This window comes from Enterococcus sp. PF1-24 (genome assembly GCF_029893325.1).
In the GTDB taxonomy this organism is placed as follows: domain Bacteria; phylum Bacillota; class Bacilli; order Lactobacillales; family Enterococcaceae; genus HY326.
The window spans coordinates 61710-78895 of sequence record NZ_JARXWL010000009.1 but is presented as its reverse complement, the minus strand read 5'-3'; the positions used below and the strand labels follow the sequence as shown (position 1 = coordinate 78895).

The following is a 17186-nucleotide window of genomic DNA, read 5'->3' as shown; positions in this document are numbered from 1 at the left end:
ACCTCTTTATAAAACAAATTGGATGATTTGAAAATAAACCAATTGGCCCTTTTTGTCAACTAAAACTTTCGTTATACTACTATTTATCAAGTTAATAAAGGTTTATTTAAAAAAGCGAGGCTCAGAAAAATGATAAAAAAGGTTTTAACAGTCGCAGGCTCTGATTCCAGTGGCGGCGGTGGCATCCAAGCGGATTTGAAAACTTTTCAGGAGTTTGGTACTTTTGGCTTTACTGCCATTACCAGTATCGTAACTATGAATCCTGATGAAAATTGGTCCCACACGATTACTGCTATCGACCCAGAATTAGTAGCAAAACAATTAAAAACTATTTTCACCGGCGAACCCTTAGCCGCTATCAAAACCGGCATGTTAGGTACCGTTGGTGCAATTGAACATACCAGCTATTATCTGAAAAAATTTCCTTTAGCTAATTTAGTCGTTGACCCGGTTATCGCTTGTAAAGGCACCACTGAGCTTTTGCAACCGGAAAACGTGGCAGCCATGAAAAAATTACTTTTACCGAAAGCTTTGATTACTACACCGAATTTAGTTGAAGCAGGAATTTTATCTGAATTAGGTGATTTGACTTCTTTAGCAGATATGCAAAAAGCTGCGAAAATCATTTATAGTTTAGGGGTTAAAAATGTGATTGTTAAAGGTGGTCATCGCTTAGGCAATGAAAAAGCAATTGATGTTTTTTACGATGGCCGTAATTTCGAATTTTTAGAAAATGAATTATATAAAACTAATTTTAACCACGGAGCTGGTTGTACTTTTGCGGCTGCGATTACTGCTGCTTTAGCTAAAGGCTATTCCGTTGCTGAAGCCTGTCAAATTGCTAAGAAATTTGTGGCAGCTGCTATAAAAAATGGCTTAGAAATCAATCAATTTTTAGGACATGTATGGCACGGCGCTTACAATCAAGCGGAAAACAGAATGTTAGAATAAAAGAAAAGGTGATTTTTTACGAAAAAAGATTCTTCTTTACACGCAGTGGTCTTTGTGGCTTTATTTGCCGCCTTAACCACCATTGCCACCCAAATCAAAATTCCCCTTCCCACTGGGGCTTTCGTTCATTTAGGGAACGCTTTGGTGCTATTGTCGGTGTTATTGTTAGGCTATCGCAAAGGAGCTTTAGCAGGCGGCTTAGGCTTAGCTATCTTTGATATGCTAAATGGTTATCAGCTAGAAGCACCCTACTTTATTTTAGAAAGTTTTATTGTTGGTGGAGCTGCTTATTTAGTGATTAAAGCTTATCATCATGAAATCAACAGTATTCCCCAGCTTTTAAGCGTAGCGATTGCTGCCGGCATCGCAAAAATTATGATGACTTTTCTAAAAAACTTTGTAGTTCAATTTGTAATCGGTGATTCGTTAATCGGTGCAATTACTTATTCCTTCACCAAGCTTTTGGCAACTGGTATCAATGTTACCCTCACCGCAATTATTGTTACGCTCGTTTATTTTCCTTTAAAGAAAGCTTTACAACCTTTTTTAAGAGATTTAAAATAATTAAAAGACTGAAACTCAAGCCAAAAAGGTTTAAGTTTCAGTCTTTTTTATCAATTATTAACCGTTACGACGGTTTTTTCCGCCCATCCAAACTTCTTTAGTTAGATAGCGAATCCGCTCCATAATTCGTTTAGCTTTCAAGGGCTCTTGGTCGCCTCTTTGAGAAACTGCTAAATGCTCTTCTAACTCAAGCATATTGAAATTAGAAGAAAAGAAAGTTGGTAAATGCTCTTGCATCCGATGTTGTAAAATAACGCCAAAAATATCATCACGAATCCATGAACTCATGGCATCCGCCCCAATATCATCAATCATTAAAACAGGTGCTTTTTTAACCAAATCAAGCTTTTCACCCACTTGGTCTTTCGCAATCGCTTGTTTCATCTCAACCGAAAATGTCGGAAAATGAACTAACGTCGTTTCAAAGCCACGAACTGCTAATTCATGAGCAATCGCTCCTAGCAAATAGGTTTTCCCGACGCCGAAATCACCAACAAAATACAAGCCTTTATGGAAAAGTTTAGGCTCAGCTTCATATTCTTCAATGAAATGAATTGCTTCAAGCAACGCCGTGCTTCTAGCATCTTCTTTTTCAAAGTTTTTAATGGAAGCTGTCTGAATATCTTTCGGCATATCTAAGGCTCGAATCCGACCGCGAATTTCTTCCTCTTGTTTACGCGCCAGCAATTCTGCTGTTGGCACATAAGTTACATCAATATAATGAAAATTCATCACTAATTGCGGTTCATAGCCAGGAGCAATCATCGTTGGCTCATTTAATTGAAATTTTCGTTTTTCTTGAACAAACTCATATAGTTTGGCATAACTTTTTTCAATTTCTTGATTAGTCAAATTAGGACGATGCTTAGCGATAAAGGCTTTGACGTCTTCATCAGCTAAAACTGTTTGAACCATCTCTTGATATTTTTCTTGATAGCTTTTTTGGCGTGTTAATTTGGTTACTTCTCTGCCGACATCTTCCATGGCTATTCACCTTCCTTCAAAAATGATGCTAATTTCTGATCTAATTCTGCTTGTTTTTCTGGCGAAAGTTGCGCTTCCGCTGGTGTGGCTTTTTTAGCCATCCACTCAGGAATTCGCTCTTTGCGAACAGGGCGCTTCGTTGATTTATTTCGTGGTTGCTGATAAGTTTGATTTTTTTCAGCTTGAGCTGTTGTTTTTTTACGAACATGGATTAAAGCCGCTTCTGGCGTATAAAGTTTTTCTTCTGCCCATTCAGCAGCAGCTTTATTAGCACTAAAAGTATCTAGCACCGATTTCTTTTGCACCACTAACAAATAGTGCATTAAGAAATTAATCACATTACTTGGCAAACCTGATTTTTGCACTAGATCACGCACCACCCAAGTTTCTGGTTCCGAAACAAAACTACTTTTAGCGGCTTTTAAAGCTTCTAAATAAGTCATAGGCGGATACTCATCCATTTCCTTTAACAAATTGACTTCATAGTCACTAAAACCTTCTAATTGCAAACTGTTATAACGAAAAGTTTGCTGATCAGCTAGAGATAAATCCGCAGCTTTTTCAGGAACTGGTGTTGCAGCTGGCTCTTGCTTTTTACGGTAAATTTGTCGCAAATATTTTCGCAATTCTTTTAAATCAATTTCAGATTTAGTGATATTAGCGGTTTTCGCTAAAAATTCCGCCATTTCAAATTCATCTATGGCATACAAGGTGTGGAAAGTTAAAATTTCACTTTTAACTTCTTCGCTAAACTCAACTACCAAACCTTGCCGTTGTAAATAATCAGTTAAAAATTCCCAATCAAATGTTTCACTTACTATCGGTGCCTTTTCATTAGTGATTTGAAAATCTTCGTCAATTTTCTGTAGATTTTCTAAATCAGCTGAAAAACGTTCCTTTTGAAATTGGAAAACTTCGTTAAAACTTTTAGTGATTTCTTGATAACCTTCTGTTTCAACTTTTTTTGGTGCAAAATGTTGCAAGAGTTGCTTAAACCTTTTCTGACTAATCTTTTCTTGTAATAAAAAGACTAACAAATTATCTTTGAAAAAAAGCTCTGGTGATAGCGGTTCTTGTAATTGATATAAAAAAGTTTTTCCGACTTGTGGGTCAACTTTATAATAAGTTGTCAGTAAGCCAATTCCTTCTAAACGCAAACGAGCTTCATAAAACTGCTGAATCCCAAAATCACAATCAGTCAGTAAATCACTGTGGCTACCTACCTCACTAACCCCCAACAGTTCTTTGACTTCGCCTGATAAGGACAGGTAGAGATTAGTAGCTAAAGAACCAACAATCGGTTGATAAAGGTATAACAAAGCTTCTTGCCCACGGTCTTTCAGAGGCAACTGCTTAGCAACACGATATATATTTTTAGGTTGAACCTCTTCCCATGCAGATTTCAAAAAACTACCCCTTATTTTATAATATTAATTTTCTTCAGCCAATTATTCTGATTTTTCCTCATCATTTTTAGCTTTTTCAACAATTTCTTGCAGCTCTTTTAAAAAGACTGACATATCTTTAAATTGGCGATAAACACTAGCGAAACGAATATAGGCAATTTCATCTAAATCCACCAAATATTCCATCACATATTCACCGATTAAATGAGTGGAAACTTCATTTTCTCCTAAAGCTCGCACTCGATTTTCAACATCATTCACGACTGTTTCCATCTTCTCCATAGGAACAGGCCGTTTTTCAGCAGAACGAATTAAGCCACGTAAAATCTTATCACGATTGAACTCTTCCCGATTACCATCTTTCTTTATTACAAGTAGTGGTGCTGCTTCAATTCGCTCAAAAGTAGTAAAGCGAAAACCACAGTTCTCACATTCACGGCGACGACGAATAGTGCGACCATCATCAGTTTGACGGCTATCAATCACACGAGAATTATTATGTTTACATTTTGGACATCGCATTTTCCCACACCTCGTTTTCAGTCATATTTTATTCAAAAAACTAATAAATTTAGCTAGCTTTAATTAAAACTAATAAATCTAACAGTTTCGACATTCAAAACTTTATCTTCTGTTATTATTATATCATGAAAATCCTTGATTGCCATGCTTTCAATTTAACTAAGCCTGTTTTTTCTAAAAAACTTATAATTTCAAAGTTATTGTCATTTGTCTATAAAAAATACTTTGCTTTTAACCAGTCAACCACTTGGGCTTCGGTTTCTGATAAAGTTCCTTGATTATCAACGATAAAATCAGCAAATGTACGTTTTTCTTCGATAGAAAGTTGACTACTTATCCGCTTTAAAGCTGCGGTTTCCGTCAAATTATCTCGTTTCATTAAACGTTGTAGCTGTAAACTTTCAGGAATATAAACTAACATAATCTCATCTGCTAGCTGTTTAAACTCGGTTTCAATCAATAATGGCACATCAATAATAACTAAAGGATAGTCTTTCTTTGCTGTCGCAATTTCCTTTACCATTTCTTGATAAATATAAGGATGCAATAAAGCATTGAGTTTTTGCAACTCCTCTGACTTGTTAAAAACTAGCTCAGCTAATTTTTTTCGATTCAGTTCACCAGTAGTTGTTAAAATATCTTTCCCTAACCAAGCTACTAAATCATTTAACGCTGGCTGATTAGGCTCAACAATTTGACGAGCAATTAAATCAGCATCAATAACTGGAAAATTATATTTACGAAAAATTGCAGAAACGCTGCTTTTACCAGTTGCGATACCACCAGTTAAACCTAATACTAAGGACATGCTGCTCCCCCTTTAATTATTTAATTCTTAGTTTTTGACATTTAGGGCAAAAATGAGTGCCTCTTTGCGCGACTTTGGTTTTAACAATTTCAGTGCCACAGCGGCTACAAGGACTGCCAGTTTGACCATAAACATGAAGCGTTTGTTGAAATTTCCCAGCTTCACCTAAAGCATTTAAATAACTACGAATGGTTGTGCCCCCAGCCGCAACAGCTTGCGCTAAAACTTCAATGATTGCTGTATGCAATCGTAAAATTTCGGCTTTTTTCAAAGTGTTCGCTGGCTGCTCTGGATGAATTTTGGCTTGCCATAAAGCTTCATCAACATAAATATTGCCTAAACCTGTTACTAATTTTTGTTCTAACAACAGTGGCTTAATAGCTTTTGCTGATTTTTTCAACCCGTTAATAAACTCAGCAACTAAAAATTTTTCTGCAATTGGTTCAGGTCCTAATTTACGAATTCCTTTATAATCAGTACTTTGATTTTTAGCAACTAAAGTCATCCGACCAAATTTACGCACATCATGATAGTGTAATTGTGAGCCATCCGTAAAATTAAAAATAACATGAGTATGCTTGCTAGGAACTGTTTTTTCAGAAAAAAATTCATATTTTCCTTCCATGCGTAAATGAGAAATTAAATCCCAATGAGTTAATTTGAAAATCAAAAATTTCCCTCGTCGTTCAACATCAATAATTTGTTCACCAATTAAATCGTTAGTAAATTTTTCAACTTCTGGTAATTCAATAATTTTATTCCACAAAACTTCTACATGAGTAATGGTCTTTCCTTTAACTAATTGGACTAGCCCTTTGCGGACGGTTTCCACCTCTGGTAATTCCGGCATACTTTCACCTCGTCAATTTACTTTTATTTCTTTAGTCACAAAAACAGATGTTAAAAGTTTGCTCGACTCTTTTTTACATCTGTTTTGTTTTATCAATTATTTAGCGTCATACCAAGTAGCGCCCCAGCTGCTATCTGTTAAAAGCGGCACGGATAGCTCTACGGCATTTTCCATTACTTCTTTAACCAATGCATCTAGCTGTTGTAATTCACTAGTTGGCACTTCAAAAACAAGTTCATCGTGAACTTGCAATAGCATTTTCGCTTGTAAATTTTCTTTTTCTAAACGAGCTTGTAGTTGAATCATGGCGATTTTCAAAATATCAGCAGCGCTGCCTTGAATCGGCGTGTTGATAGCAGTTCGTTCAGCAAAAGAGCGGACATTAAAGTTTCTTGAATTAATATCTGGTAAATAACGACGACGATGGTATAAAGTTTCTACAAAGCCTTCAACTTTAGCTTGTTGCACAATTTTTTCCATATAATCTTTCACACCAGGATATTTTTCAAAATAAGTATCAATGTATTGTTGCGCAGCTTTACGGGTAATCCCTAAATTCTGCGATAAACCATAATCAGAAATACCGTAAACAATCCCGAAGTTAACGGCTTTGGCTTGACGGCGCATATTTGCGGTTACTTCTTCCGCTGTAGCAATCCCAAAGACCCGCATCGCTGTACTTGAATGAATATCTTGCCCTTCAATAAAAGCTTGTTGTAAATGCTCATCTTGCGAAATATGAGCTAAGACCCGCAACTCAATTTGTGAATAATCAGAAGAATAAATCACCCAATCTTCATGGCTAGGAACGAAAGCTTGGCGAATTTTCCGACCTTCCTCTAAACGAATCGGAATGTTTTGCAAATTAGGCTCTACTGAACTTAAGCGACCCGTTTGCGTTAAAGTTTGTACATAACGAGTATGGATTTTGTTATCCCCTTGAATAACTTTTAATAAGCCTTCCACGTAAGTTGATTGAATTTTAGCAATTTGACGATAAGTTAAAATATCATCGACAATTGGCGCTTGTTCCCGCAGTTGTTCAAGGACATCCACCGCTGTTGAATAACCAGTTTTAGTCTTTTTAATTACAGGTAAGCCCATTTTTTCAAAAAGAATCACACCTAGTTGTTTTGGTGAGTTTAAATTGAACTCTTCTCCAGCTAAAGCATAGATTTTTTCTTCAATCGCTTGTAATTGCGCTGAAAATTCAATTCTCATCTCTTGCAAACGACTAGCATTGACTTTAATTCCAGTCATTTCCATTTCAGCTAAAATTTGTGATAAAGGTAGCTCCATTTCCGTAAATAATTGGGTTTGATCTTTTTCAGCTAATTCAGCCTCTAATTTCTTCGTTAAAACTTGAATTGCTTTAACTTTACGAGCTAAATGATTATAAAAGACTTCATTATCCTCTGGTAAGCCTTTTTTAGCCCCTTTGCCGTAGATGGATTCATCAGATTGAATCTCGCTATAACCGTAATGAGCTGCCACACCTTCAATATCATTATTACTATCGTTAGTATCTAACAAATAAGCTGCTAATAACACGTCAAATACAATGTCTTTTGGTCGTGTAGTATAACGGGTTAACGCCACATAAGTCCGCTTAGCATCATAAACAAACTTTTTAGCTGTGCCATCTTGCAACCAATCAATGAAAGCTTGTTTTTCAAAAAGCTCTAATTCATCAGTCACGTAAATTTTTTCTGCATTTCCCCAAGCGACGCCAACAATGTCTGCTTGATGGTAATTGTCCTCTAGCATTTCTACATAGATAGCTTGATCTCCTTGAAACATTTCTGGCGTGAATTCATTAACCACTTGAAACATAATATCTTCTAAAACAACTTCTTCTTCCGGAACATCTAAGTTGCTTAAAAACTTTTTAAAGTCCATTTCTTTATAAAAAGCAACTAATTTATCTAAATCTTTTCCTTCATAAGCTAAGGAATCAATCGAAATTTCAACTGGTGCTTCTGTGTTAATCGTTGCTAATTTTTTTGATAAAAAGGCTGCCTCTTGATCGTTAATCAAGTTTTCTTTCATTTTGCTGGCCTTCATTTCATCAATGTGTTGATAAACGCCTTCCACGCTACCGTATTGATTTAACAATTTAATAGCGGTTTTTTCACCAACTTTGGTTACTCCTGGAATATTATCAGAGCTGTCCCCCGCTAAACCTTTCATATCAATAATTTGTGTGGGTGTTAAGCCGTCATATTTTTCTGCTAAATATGCGGGCGTATACTTTTCAACATCATTAACCCCTTTAACTGTAATATCAACGGTAATATGGTCGCTGACTAACTGGGTTAAATCGCGATCTCCAGATAAAATCACCACGTCAAATTGGTCTTTAGGAACTTGTGTAGCCAAAGTACCAATGATATCATCCGCTTCATAATTCGCTAATTCATAATGTTTAACTCCTAATGCTGTTAACATTTCACGAATATAAGGCAATTGCTCTCTAAATTCACCAGGTGTTTTTGCCCGGCCAGCTTTATAATCAGCATACATTTCTGTTCTGAAAGTAGTTTTCCCAGCATCAAACGCCACTAAAACGTGGGTCGGTTTTTCGCGCTCCATCACAATCTCAAACATATTGTGAAAAGTATAAATCGCATTGGTATACAAACCATTTTTATTTTTAAACTTTTCCATCGCATTATGCAAAGCATAAAATGCCCTAAAAGCCACACTGTTGCCATCAACTAATAATAATTTTTGTTTTGCCATTTAAGCGTTCTCCTCATTTTCCCTAAATCCTTCATCAGTCTATTTTACCAAAGAAATGCCTTAAAAGGAAAAAGAAACGACAATTTTTCCTAAGAACTAAAAAAAACAGTTAAGAAAAATCAAATTCGACTTTTCTTAACTGTTTAGCTAATTAATTTACGCTTGCTTTTCGTCTGTAATAAAGGACACCACCAGCTAAAATAAATAATCCCCCGATAATAACTAGTTGATAATTATTTTCTTCACCAGTTTTTGGTAAAGCCTGATTTGTTTTACTGCTAGAAGTTGTAGTTGCTTTTTTACTACTTGAAGTTGTGGTTTTACTACCACTGCTTGAAGAAGTTGTACTACCAGCTAAAACTAAACGTTTAAAGACAGCTACGTTATTGTCTTCATCAAAAACTTCAACCCAAGCAAATTCTTTTCTAGTTAAACCTAAGCTAGAAACATCTGCTGAGAATTTACCATCGGCACCAGCTGTCACAGTAACAATCTCAGTGCTTTGACGGGTAACGGCTGTTTTTTCTTCTTTACTGATAGTCACTTTACCGTTAGGAATTGTTTTACCAGTTAGAAATTTTTCGTTTTCTTTATAATTATCAATTTTCGTTGCTGCTTTAATTGCGTCAACACCAGTTTCAGAAGGTGTTGGTGTTGGGTTTGGCGTAGGTGTTGGATTCGGAATCGCTTGACCATCTGCCATTACTTTTCGACCTTGAATATCGCTAGCGACTTTTTGTCCAGAAGCTTCTAAAGATTCAATGTAAGTCACAAAAGTTTCAGTATCTGGTTGCATCGCACCGACTAGTTTCCCTTTAGTAAATTCACTAAAGCCATCGCCGCCACCATATAAGAAATCATTGATAACCATCCGATAAGTTTGATTATCTTCAATCGCTGTACCATCTGCTTTTGTCAAATTTTGCACAACATATGTGCCACTATTATCAGGATTCGCTGCGACTGTATATTTCAAGCCAGAAACTTGTAAGAAATAACCTTCTGCTTGTTTTTTATCAGCATTCCATTTAAAAGTTTGTTGATTTAAGGCATTTTTAACTTGTGCCCCAGTCATTTCGACAATCTGCATAATATTACCAAAAGGTTGCACAGCTTGTGCTGCTCCCCAAGTAATTGTACCATCTGCGGTAACTTTTAAATCATCACGGATGCCACCGTTGTTAGTCATGGCAAAATCAACATTGAAACCTTTTTGATTCGCTAATGAAACTTGACCATCTGTAATTAAATTACCTAAAGCTGATTCACCTAAACCATTGACACTGCGACTAATATCTTCTGCTTTGGCAGCAGTTCCGATTTTTTTACTAGTAACTTCAGAAACTGTTGTATTGGCATTTTCAATTAGAGTTGCAATTTCTTTATCTGGTTCAACTAAATCTTCTGTTTTCGTATTTTCAGTTTCTTTAGTCGCTACTGGGATAATTTCAGCAGTAGCTTTCTTTTGAAAATCGCCAGTTTTTTCTTCTAAAGTTCCCACTACGTTTGCGTAAGCTTTCCCTTGAGAAGTTGATTGAACAACTAAAGTATCACCAACATAACCATTGGTATATTGATGATTATGACCAGCGAAGAAAATATCGACACTGTTATCAGGATTTTTTTGATTCACTTTTGTCATAATATCCGCAGCTGCATCGGAAACCTTGTTCCCTTGACTAGTTGATGGCACGTGAGCTAAAACAACAATGGCATTAACGCCAGCATCAGTTAACTCTTTTGAATATTTTGCAATCGTGTCAGCTTCATCTAAGAAATTATAATCTTCATAATTTTCTTTTAACACTAAGTTAGGAATTTCAGTAGTTACGACACCAATAAAGCCAATTTTGACATCTTTTTCGCCAACTTTAACTTCTCTAGTAGTATAAGGTTGCCAGCCAAAAGGAATTTTGCCATCGGCCTTATTAACAACGTTAGCTACCACGATTTCAGTTTGACTTTTTTCGTTTTTATACTGATTTTGAAATTGTTTAACAATTGGATAGAAAGAATCTTTAGGTGCACCACCAGTTAAAATTCGATTGAATTCAGCTAAGCCTTCATCAAATTCGTGATTACCTAAGGTTCCAATTTCAAAATCCATCCGATTAAAAGCTAACACCGTTGGATAATCTTGTAATAAGCCTGAATTTGCTGGGCTCGCGCCTACCATATCACCAGCTTGAACTCTAAATGTTTCAGCATTCGTTCCTGCTGCTGCTGTAAACTCCGCTTCAGAACGATCTAAATAGCTAGCTAGCATCGCTGCGCCACCAGTATTACTATACTTTTGATTATCTTTTAAATAAGCTGAACCCGTGCTGCTTAAAGCACCATGAAAATCATTTACTCCTAAAAATTGGACTTGTGTTGTTGCCTCGCTAGCAGCGGTTGTTGTTGCTTCTTCTTCTGCAAAAGCACTGCTTTGGGCCAATGGTAAAGTACAAATTAAACTAGCACTCATCATTAAACTTAAAAAGCCAGTTTTCTTTTTCATAATTAGGATTGCCTCCTCTTTTCAAAATGTTGGACTTCAATAAATATCATAGCAATTAAATCACTAATAATCAATCAAAGAATCAATAAAAACTCTTGTTTTCCTTTAAATCTTAATGATTTTTCAGACAAAAAAACTGGAACTCATCAGATTGATTCTGATAACTCCAGTTTTTAATCATAAACTTAACGTTTTTTACCAAAAATTCTCAAAATTGAAATGAATAGATTAATAAAATCTAAGTATAATTGTAAAGCAAAGTAAATAGCGACGCCTAAGCCAGCTGTACCATTAGATTCCAAGTAAACTGTTCGGATTCGTTGGTTATCATAAGCTGTGATTCCTGAAAAGATTAAAATGCTCAAGCCAGAAATCAACAAATCAGCTGGTCCGCTTTTCAATACAAAGATATTTAATAAAGAACCTAAAATAATCCCAATTAAAGCACTATAAGCGGCATGGCCGACACCAGTTAAATCTTTTTTAATAAAAATACCAGTTACTGATAAGCCAATAAACATCGCTGCTGCTGTTAATAAAGCACCTAAAACATCCGCATCTGCATATGCCAGCAACGTAAAGGCCAACGTAAAGCCATTCACAATTGAGTAAACCACAAAGCCAGCAATCGCAATTGAAGGATTCGTTCTACCTTTAATGCCTAATAGTAAAACCAAAGCTAGTTCGACTAACCACAATCCCGTAAAACCTAACGGAAAGTTTATAACAAACATAAATGCTTGAAAGTAAAACTGATGCAAAGTTAAGTAAGCCACTAAAGCACTTAATAAAATCCCACCTGCTAAAATAGCATAAATTTTTGTATAAAAACGATTTAATCCACCAACATCAATAGTTTGACTATCCATTTAGTTCACCCTCTTCATTCTCTTGTAGTTCTTCTGCAACGATTTGTGGCGGTTGCACCATCACTACAGCATCTAAAATTCGGTTTTCCTCTTCATTAACTGCTTCTACAGAAATTGTTACCACATCTTTCATTTTGTCCACTTTAATTACTTCAAATAAAAAAGTAATCGTTTCATAATGATAAACTGGTTCAATAAAGTTAATTGAAAAATTCACTACATGAGAACCTGGCCCAGGTAAATGCTTAGATATAGCGCTTGTAACAATTCCCATCAACATAATAGAAGGAACGATTGGTTTTTGATAATCTGTTTCTTTAGCGTAATCATGCTGAATATATAAAGGATTCGCATCATTGGTTAAGCCTAAATATAATAATAACTGATTATCTTCAATTGATTCAGTTAAAGATAACGACTCGCCTTCCTCAATCTCATTAATGGTTTTTCCAATCTTTCTGGATTTACCGATATTCAAAATTATTTCCTCCATTTTTTCACTAAATTTCTTATAACAATTGTATCAAAATACCTCAAAAAGACAAGTTACCTTTAAATAAATTTTAATAACTTGTCTTTTATCCATTTACTTAATTGAAATTACTGAACGCTACGAGTAACTTTACTTAATAATTGTTCATAAGCTTGTTCAAATTTTTGCACATCGCCAGCTCCCATAAAGACCATTACTGCATCTTTATAATCTAATAGCGGTGAAACATTATCTTCTGCTAAAACTTGGCCGCCTTTTTTAATTTTCGCGCCTAAATCTTCAATTTTAACATCCCCTTGGTTCTCTCTAGCAGAACCAAAAATATCACATAGGAAAACATGGTCAGCTAAATCCAAAGCTTCAGCAAAGTCATCCATTAAAGCTATCGTTCTGGTAAAAGTATGGGGTTGGAAAACCGCAATAATTTCTTTGTCAACGTATTTTTGACGGGCAGCATCAATCGTTGCTTTGATTTCTGATGGATGATGGGCATAATCATCAACGATAATCATATCAGCGACTTTTTTCTCGCTAAAACGGCGTTTCACCCCTGCAAAAGTTTTCATCTCACTAGCAACTTTTTGCATATCTAATTTTTCAAAATAAGCCACAGCAATCACACCTAAGGCATTCATAATATTATGCATACCATAAGCTGGCAAATCAAAATGGCCAATAAATTCATCATGATAATAAACATCAAAAGATGAATGTTCAGGGTTTCTTTCGATATTACGGGCTTGAATATCATCAGTTTCGTTGACACCATAATAGTGAATCGGCACATCTGCTTCAAGTTTTCTTAAATAAACATCATCACCAAAAGCGATAATGCCTTTTTTAACATTTTTAGCCATTGATTGAAAAGCATCAAAGACATCTTCAATACTTTCATAATAATCAGGATGATCAAAATCAATGTTAGTCATAATTGCATAATCAGGAGAATAAGCTAAGAAATGTCGGCGATATTCACAAGCTTCAAAAGCGAAAAAGTCTGCGTGCGGATCACCATGACCTGTGCCATCACCAATTAAATAACTCGTTGGCGCAACACCACTTAAAACATGAGCTAACATCCCTGTTGTCGTAGTTTTCCCATGGGAACCAGTTACCGCAACACTAGTGAAAGGTTGAATTAATTGACCGATAAAATCATGATAACGAATCACTTCAATCCCTAATTCTTTTGCTCGTTGAATTTCTGGATGTTCATCAGGAAAGGCATTACCAGCAATAACTACTAATCCTGGATGAATATTTTTTTCATCAAAAGGAAAAATTTCCACACCTGCTTTTTCTAAATCACGTTGTGTGAAAAAATATTCGGTAACGTCCGAACCTTGAACTTTTAATCCTTTTTGATGTAATACTAAAGCTAAAGCGCTCATACCAGAGCCCTTGATTCCCACGAAATGATAAACTAACTCTTGATTTCCCATTATATTATCCTCTTTTCTCTATTTCGAAGCTATGAACTCGTCATAGCAGATAACCAGCCACTTTACACGAACTACATTATCTAACAAATACAGAAAAATTTCAATCATAAAAACTCAAATCTAAAGCAAAAGCTTTAAGTCTTTTAAAAGTCTTTTCGCTAGTTTCCTAGCTTCAAGCCATTTTCAAAAGATTTTTATTGTTTCAATAAGAGAAATCCCTATCATTTTGGCCTTTTTCTTTCCTGTAAAAAAGAAGAACATCTCTAGTAATTAGAAATGTTCTTCTTTATTTGTAATTGATTATTCGACACAGACACCGATTCCGATAGCTTTTTCACCTAAATGCGTACCGATTACCGGACCAAAATGACCGATTTCGATTTCTGCTTCTGGATAAAGAGCTTGCAATTTGGTTTTTTCCTCTAAAGCAACTTCTAAATTATTCCCATGAATCACGTAAAATTTCATTTTATGAGGAACTTCTTTATTTTTCTGTCCGACAATTTCTTCAACACGAGTAAAGGCTTTTTTAGTAGAGCGAATTTTTTCGTGTAAAACAATTTTGCCATCATCAAAAGTTAAAATTGGTTTGATTTTTAACAACCCACCAATAATCGCAGCACCGTTAGTTAAACGGCCACCACGTACCAAATTGTTTAAATCATCAACAATTAAATAAACAAAAATGTTATCACGAATCAAATCCAAATGATTGGTAATCTCTGTTAAAGATTTTCCTTCTTCAGCCATTTTCAAAGCGACTTCAACCATATGGCCCATTGGCACACTGGTAATTTTTGAATCATAAGGAAGAATTGTCACGCCATCAATCGTATCTTTAATTGAATTTAAAGTATTTACAAATCCTGAAATACCACCAGAAAGGTGAATACTTAAAATTGTATCATAGCCTTTTTCAGCAATTTCTTCATATACCTTCAAAACTTCTCCTAAAGCTGGTTGAGAAGTTGTAGGGAATTCTTTACTTTGTTTTAATAATTCATAATAAGCATCAGCTTCAATATCAATTCCTTCATTATAAATTTTACCATCTAAAATTACTGGAATTGGAACCGTAAAGAGATTTTCACTTGCTTGAATCTCTGGCGATAAAAAAGCTGTACTATCTGTAACAACTGCTAATTTCATTGATTTTCCTCTCAAACATAATTTTTCACAACATAACAAATATATCATAAACTTTCACGGAATAAAATTGATTTTCCATTTTGATTTATAAATTTTTTATTTTTCCACCATTTATTGATTAAAAAAGGCTTGCGCTGCTTGACGGTTCATTTCTTCATCAATATCTAAAACACTACCGACATCATATTCACCAAACTGCCAAGAACCTTCAACAGGGATGCTCAAACGCTCAATCCCACTAACCCCTTTAGCAACATGTAAAGAATTAACTACCATATGGGTCATTGGTAAATCGGTAGCGGTATAACCCCAAACTTTACCAGCAGCATAAGGTAAGCGCAACAGCACTAAAGGATTTTTCATTTGGCCAAAAATAGCTGACATGACTTGCTGCTGACGCCGAACTCGACCAAAGTCTCCTTCTTCATCCATTCTGAAACGAGCATACTGTAATAAAGTATGACCGTCCATTTTTTGGATACCTTGATTAATAAAGACGCCATCTAAATCCAAATCTTTTTCGGCATCAATTTTAACACCACTGCTGAAAATCGCATCAATCGCTTTTTCAAAAGTTTTAAAATCCACAATGGCATAATAGCGACAAGTGATACCAAAATTAAGCTCCAGCGTCTGCCGTAATAAATCAGCCCCACCATAAGCGTAAGCCGAGTTAATTTTATCATAACCATAACCGGGAATATTCACATAAGTATCTCGCATAAAAGAAGCCAACTTCGGCTTGCCACTATCAATATTTAAAACCATAATCGTATCTGCTCGGGCGGTTTCTCCTTCACGGCTATCACTTCCCAACAAAAGAATATTCTTATTGCCTGTTCCACTGCTTACACCGTTAAAAGTCATCACTTCCTGTTGGGGAATGGATGAATCCAGCTCCGCTTGAACTTTACCTACAAAAAAACTAGCAACTTCAATTAAAATAAATAATAGCAAAAACTTGAAAATTTTCTTTTTAAAGGAAGATTTACGCTTGGGTCGCTTTTCTTTATTTCTGCGGAAACCAAAGCGGCGTTTCTTTTGTGGGGTTTGATAATCATCTTCATCATAATGATCAGCTTGATAATCCTGATAATGATCTTTAGGCTGATTGACTTCTTTGCGGACAGAAAAATTATTTTTCTGTTCTGCCCGTTGAGATTCTTTATGGATTTTTTGATATCGATCCATTCGACTCATTTTTATCGCCACCTATCCTCAATAAGCATAGCGAAAAACAGCAAAAATTGCACGTTACTTTACTTTATTTTAAAGATTTTTTCTCTTTTTTAAGAGATAGCCAGCAAAAATCATGGATAAAAGCAAAAAAAGTGTCGATTGTCAGCAATCAACACTTTTTTTCTGATTATTTGGGAACTTGATATTCTACCGATTCTAAATAACTATAATTACGAATTTTTTCAACATTAAAACTTAAAACACAATAATTAGGATCCGTTACCCCACCAGCATAAAAAGCTTCGTCCCCCACTTGCCAAAGCATCTCCTTATAAGCAGAAGATTTTAAAATTTCAATCTTGCCCATTAACAAAACACCTTGAAAATTAGTAGCATCACATAAGTAAAGACAAGCTTTTTCATTATTAGTGTAGTCTTTAATCTTATTGGTTAAAGTATCGGTTGTAAAATATAATTTTCGCAGTCCTTCTCTTTTACGGGGGGACATCATGGCTCTAATTTGCGGAAATCCCGCTTGGTCTACTGAACCTAAAAAAGCCAAACTTTGTTCATCAAATAATTTTGTCGCTAAAGTTTCATCTATCGTCATCTACTCTTCACCGCCTGTTTTTACTTTAAATTACCTTACTAAAGTAGAATTGTAAACGGATTATTTCGACGAGTTTCCTTAGTTTATAGGAAAATTTTGACAATCTAGTAGTTAAAA

Annotated in this window: 15 protein-coding genes; 2 read left to right on the top strand and 13 right to left on the bottom strand. The window is 35.3% G+C overall.

What is annotated here, in order from left to right:
- Positions 1-129 precede the first annotated feature (129 nt).
- Both thiD and M2139_RS05930 read left to right on the top strand, forming a co-directional pair.
- Positions 130-951, top strand: a complete 822-nt coding sequence (thiD, locus tag M2139_RS05935; protein ID WP_280737908.1) for a bifunctional hydroxymethylpyrimidine kinase/phosphomethylpyrimidine kinase — start codon at positions 130-132, stop codon at positions 949-951.
- A gap of 45 nt (positions 952-996) precedes the next feature.
- Positions 997-1515 carry an ECF transporter S component gene (locus tag M2139_RS05930; RefSeq protein ID WP_280737907.1) on the top strand — a complete coding sequence of 173 codons (519 nt, stop codon included), beginning with the start codon at positions 997-999 and terminating at the stop codon, positions 1513-1515.
- Positions 1516-1572: 57 nt separating this feature from the next.
- Here the strand turns inward: M2139_RS05930 and dnaI are convergent, their stop codons facing one another.
- From dnaI to M2139_RS05865, 13 genes are all read right to left on the bottom strand, one after another.
- On the bottom strand, positions 1573-2499 hold the full coding sequence (gene dnaI, locus M2139_RS05925) for a primosomal protein DnaI (RefSeq protein WP_280737906.1): 927 nt from the start codon (positions 2497-2499) through the stop codon (positions 1573-1575).
- 2 nt (positions 2500-2501) lie between these two features.
- Positions 2502-3905 carry a DnaD domain protein gene (locus tag M2139_RS05920; protein ID WP_280737905.1) on the bottom strand — a complete coding sequence of 468 codons (1404 nt, stop codon included), beginning with the start codon at positions 3903-3905 and terminating at the stop codon, positions 2502-2504.
- Positions 3906-3947: 42 nt separating this feature from the next.
- On the bottom strand, positions 3948-4427 hold the full coding sequence (gene nrdR, locus M2139_RS05915) for a transcriptional regulator NrdR (protein WP_280737904.1): 480 nt from the start codon (positions 4425-4427) through the stop codon (positions 3948-3950).
- A gap of 211 nt (positions 4428-4638) precedes the next feature.
- Complete coding sequence (gene coaE / locus M2139_RS05910) at positions 4639-5235, bottom strand: dephospho-CoA kinase (protein WP_280737903.1); 597 nt, start codon at positions 5233-5235, stop codon at positions 4639-4641.
- A 16-nt stretch (positions 5236-5251) separates the two neighbouring features.
- Positions 5252-6085, bottom strand: a complete 834-nt coding sequence (gene mutM / locus M2139_RS05905) for a DNA-formamidopyrimidine glycosylase (protein ID WP_280737902.1) — start codon at positions 6083-6085, stop codon at positions 5252-5254.
- A gap of 96 nt (positions 6086-6181) precedes the next feature.
- Complete coding sequence (gene polA / locus M2139_RS05900) at positions 6182-8827, bottom strand: DNA polymerase I (protein WP_280737901.1); 2646 nt, start codon at positions 8825-8827, stop codon at positions 6182-6184.
- Between the two features lie 151 nt (positions 8828-8978).
- The gene (locus M2139_RS05895; protein WP_280737900.1) at positions 8979-11327 is read right to left on the bottom strand and encodes a bifunctional metallophosphatase/5'-nucleotidase; all 2349 of its coding nucleotides are present in this window, start codon (positions 11325-11327) and stop codon (positions 8979-8981) included.
- A gap of 185 nt (positions 11328-11512) precedes the next feature.
- Positions 11513-12196, bottom strand: coding sequence for a Bax inhibitor-1/YccA family protein (locus M2139_RS05890; protein WP_280737899.1), 684 nt, complete (start codon positions 12194-12196; stop codon positions 11513-11515).
- Positions 12189-12674: a MaoC/PaaZ C-terminal domain-containing protein gene (locus tag M2139_RS05885; RefSeq protein ID WP_280737898.1), complete on the bottom strand. Its 486-nt coding sequence runs from the start codon at positions 12672-12674 to the stop codon at positions 12189-12191. Before M2139_RS05885 ends, M2139_RS05890 begins: the two co-directional genes overlap by 8 nt.
- A 122-nt stretch (positions 12675-12796) precedes the next feature.
- Positions 12797-14131 carry a UDP-N-acetylmuramate--L-alanine ligase gene (gene murC, locus M2139_RS05880; RefSeq protein ID WP_280737897.1) on the bottom strand — a complete coding sequence of 445 codons (1335 nt, stop codon included), beginning with the start codon at positions 14129-14131 and terminating at the stop codon, positions 12797-12799.
- 300 nt (positions 14132-14431) lie between these two features.
- Positions 14432-15280, bottom strand: a complete 849-nt coding sequence (locus M2139_RS05875; RefSeq protein ID WP_280737896.1) for a DegV family protein — start codon at positions 15278-15280, stop codon at positions 14432-14434.
- Between the two features lie 111 nt (positions 15281-15391).
- Positions 15392-16480, bottom strand: coding sequence for an LCP family protein (locus M2139_RS05870; RefSeq protein ID WP_280737895.1), 1089 nt, complete (start codon positions 16478-16480; stop codon positions 15392-15394).
- Positions 16481-16646: 166 nt separating this feature from the next.
- Positions 16647-17069 (bottom strand): pyridoxamine 5'-phosphate oxidase family protein, encoded by a 423-nt coding sequence (locus tag M2139_RS05865; protein ID WP_280737894.1) that lies wholly within the window; start codon positions 17067-17069, stop codon positions 16647-16649.
- Positions 17070-17186: the final 117 nt, after the last annotated feature.

What these genes read in the sequence shown, in the direction of transcription:
- thiD (WP_280737908.1), top strand. Translation starts at nt 130, where the DNA reads ATGATAAAAAAGGTTTTAACAGTCGCAGGCTCTGATTCCAGTGGCGGC.
- dnaI (WP_280737906.1), bottom strand. Translation starts at nt 2,499, where the DNA reads ATGGAAGATGTCGGCAGAGAAGTAACCAAATTAACACGCCAAAAAAGC.
- nrdR (WP_280737904.1), bottom strand. Translation starts at nt 4,427, where the DNA reads ATGCGATGTCCAAAATGTAAACATAATAATTCTCGTGTGATTGATAGC.
- coaE (WP_280737903.1), bottom strand. Translation starts at nt 5,235, where the DNA reads ATGTCCTTAGTATTAGGTTTAACTGGTGGTATCGCAACTGGTAAAAGC.
- mutM (WP_280737902.1), bottom strand. Translation starts at nt 6,085, where the DNA reads ATGCCGGAATTACCAGAGGTGGAAACCGTCCGCAAAGGGCTAGTCCAA.
- polA (WP_280737901.1), bottom strand. Translation starts at nt 8,827, where the DNA reads ATGGCAAAACAAAAATTATTATTAGTTGATGGCAACAGTGTGGCTTTT.
- M2139_RS05895 (WP_280737900.1), bottom strand. Translation starts at nt 11,327, where the DNA reads ATGAAAAAGAAAACTGGCTTTTTAAGTTTAATGATGAGTGCTAGTTTA.
- M2139_RS05890 (WP_280737899.1), bottom strand. Translation starts at nt 12,196, where the DNA reads ATGGATAGTCAAACTATTGATGTTGGTGGATTAAATCGTTTTTATACA.
- murC (WP_280737897.1), bottom strand. Translation starts at nt 14,131, where the DNA reads ATGGGAAATCAAGAGTTAGTTTATCATTTCGTGGGAATCAAGGGCTCT.
- M2139_RS05875 (WP_280737896.1), bottom strand. Translation starts at nt 15,280, where the DNA reads ATGAAATTAGCAGTTGTTACAGATAGTACAGCTTTTTTATCGCCAGAG.
- M2139_RS05870 (WP_280737895.1), bottom strand. Translation starts at nt 16,480, where the DNA reads ATGAGTCGAATGGATCGATATCAAAAAATCCATAAAGAATCTCAACGG.
- M2139_RS05865 (WP_280737894.1), bottom strand. Translation starts at nt 17,069, where the DNA reads ATGACGATAGATGAAACTTTAGCGACAAAATTATTTGATGAACAAAGT.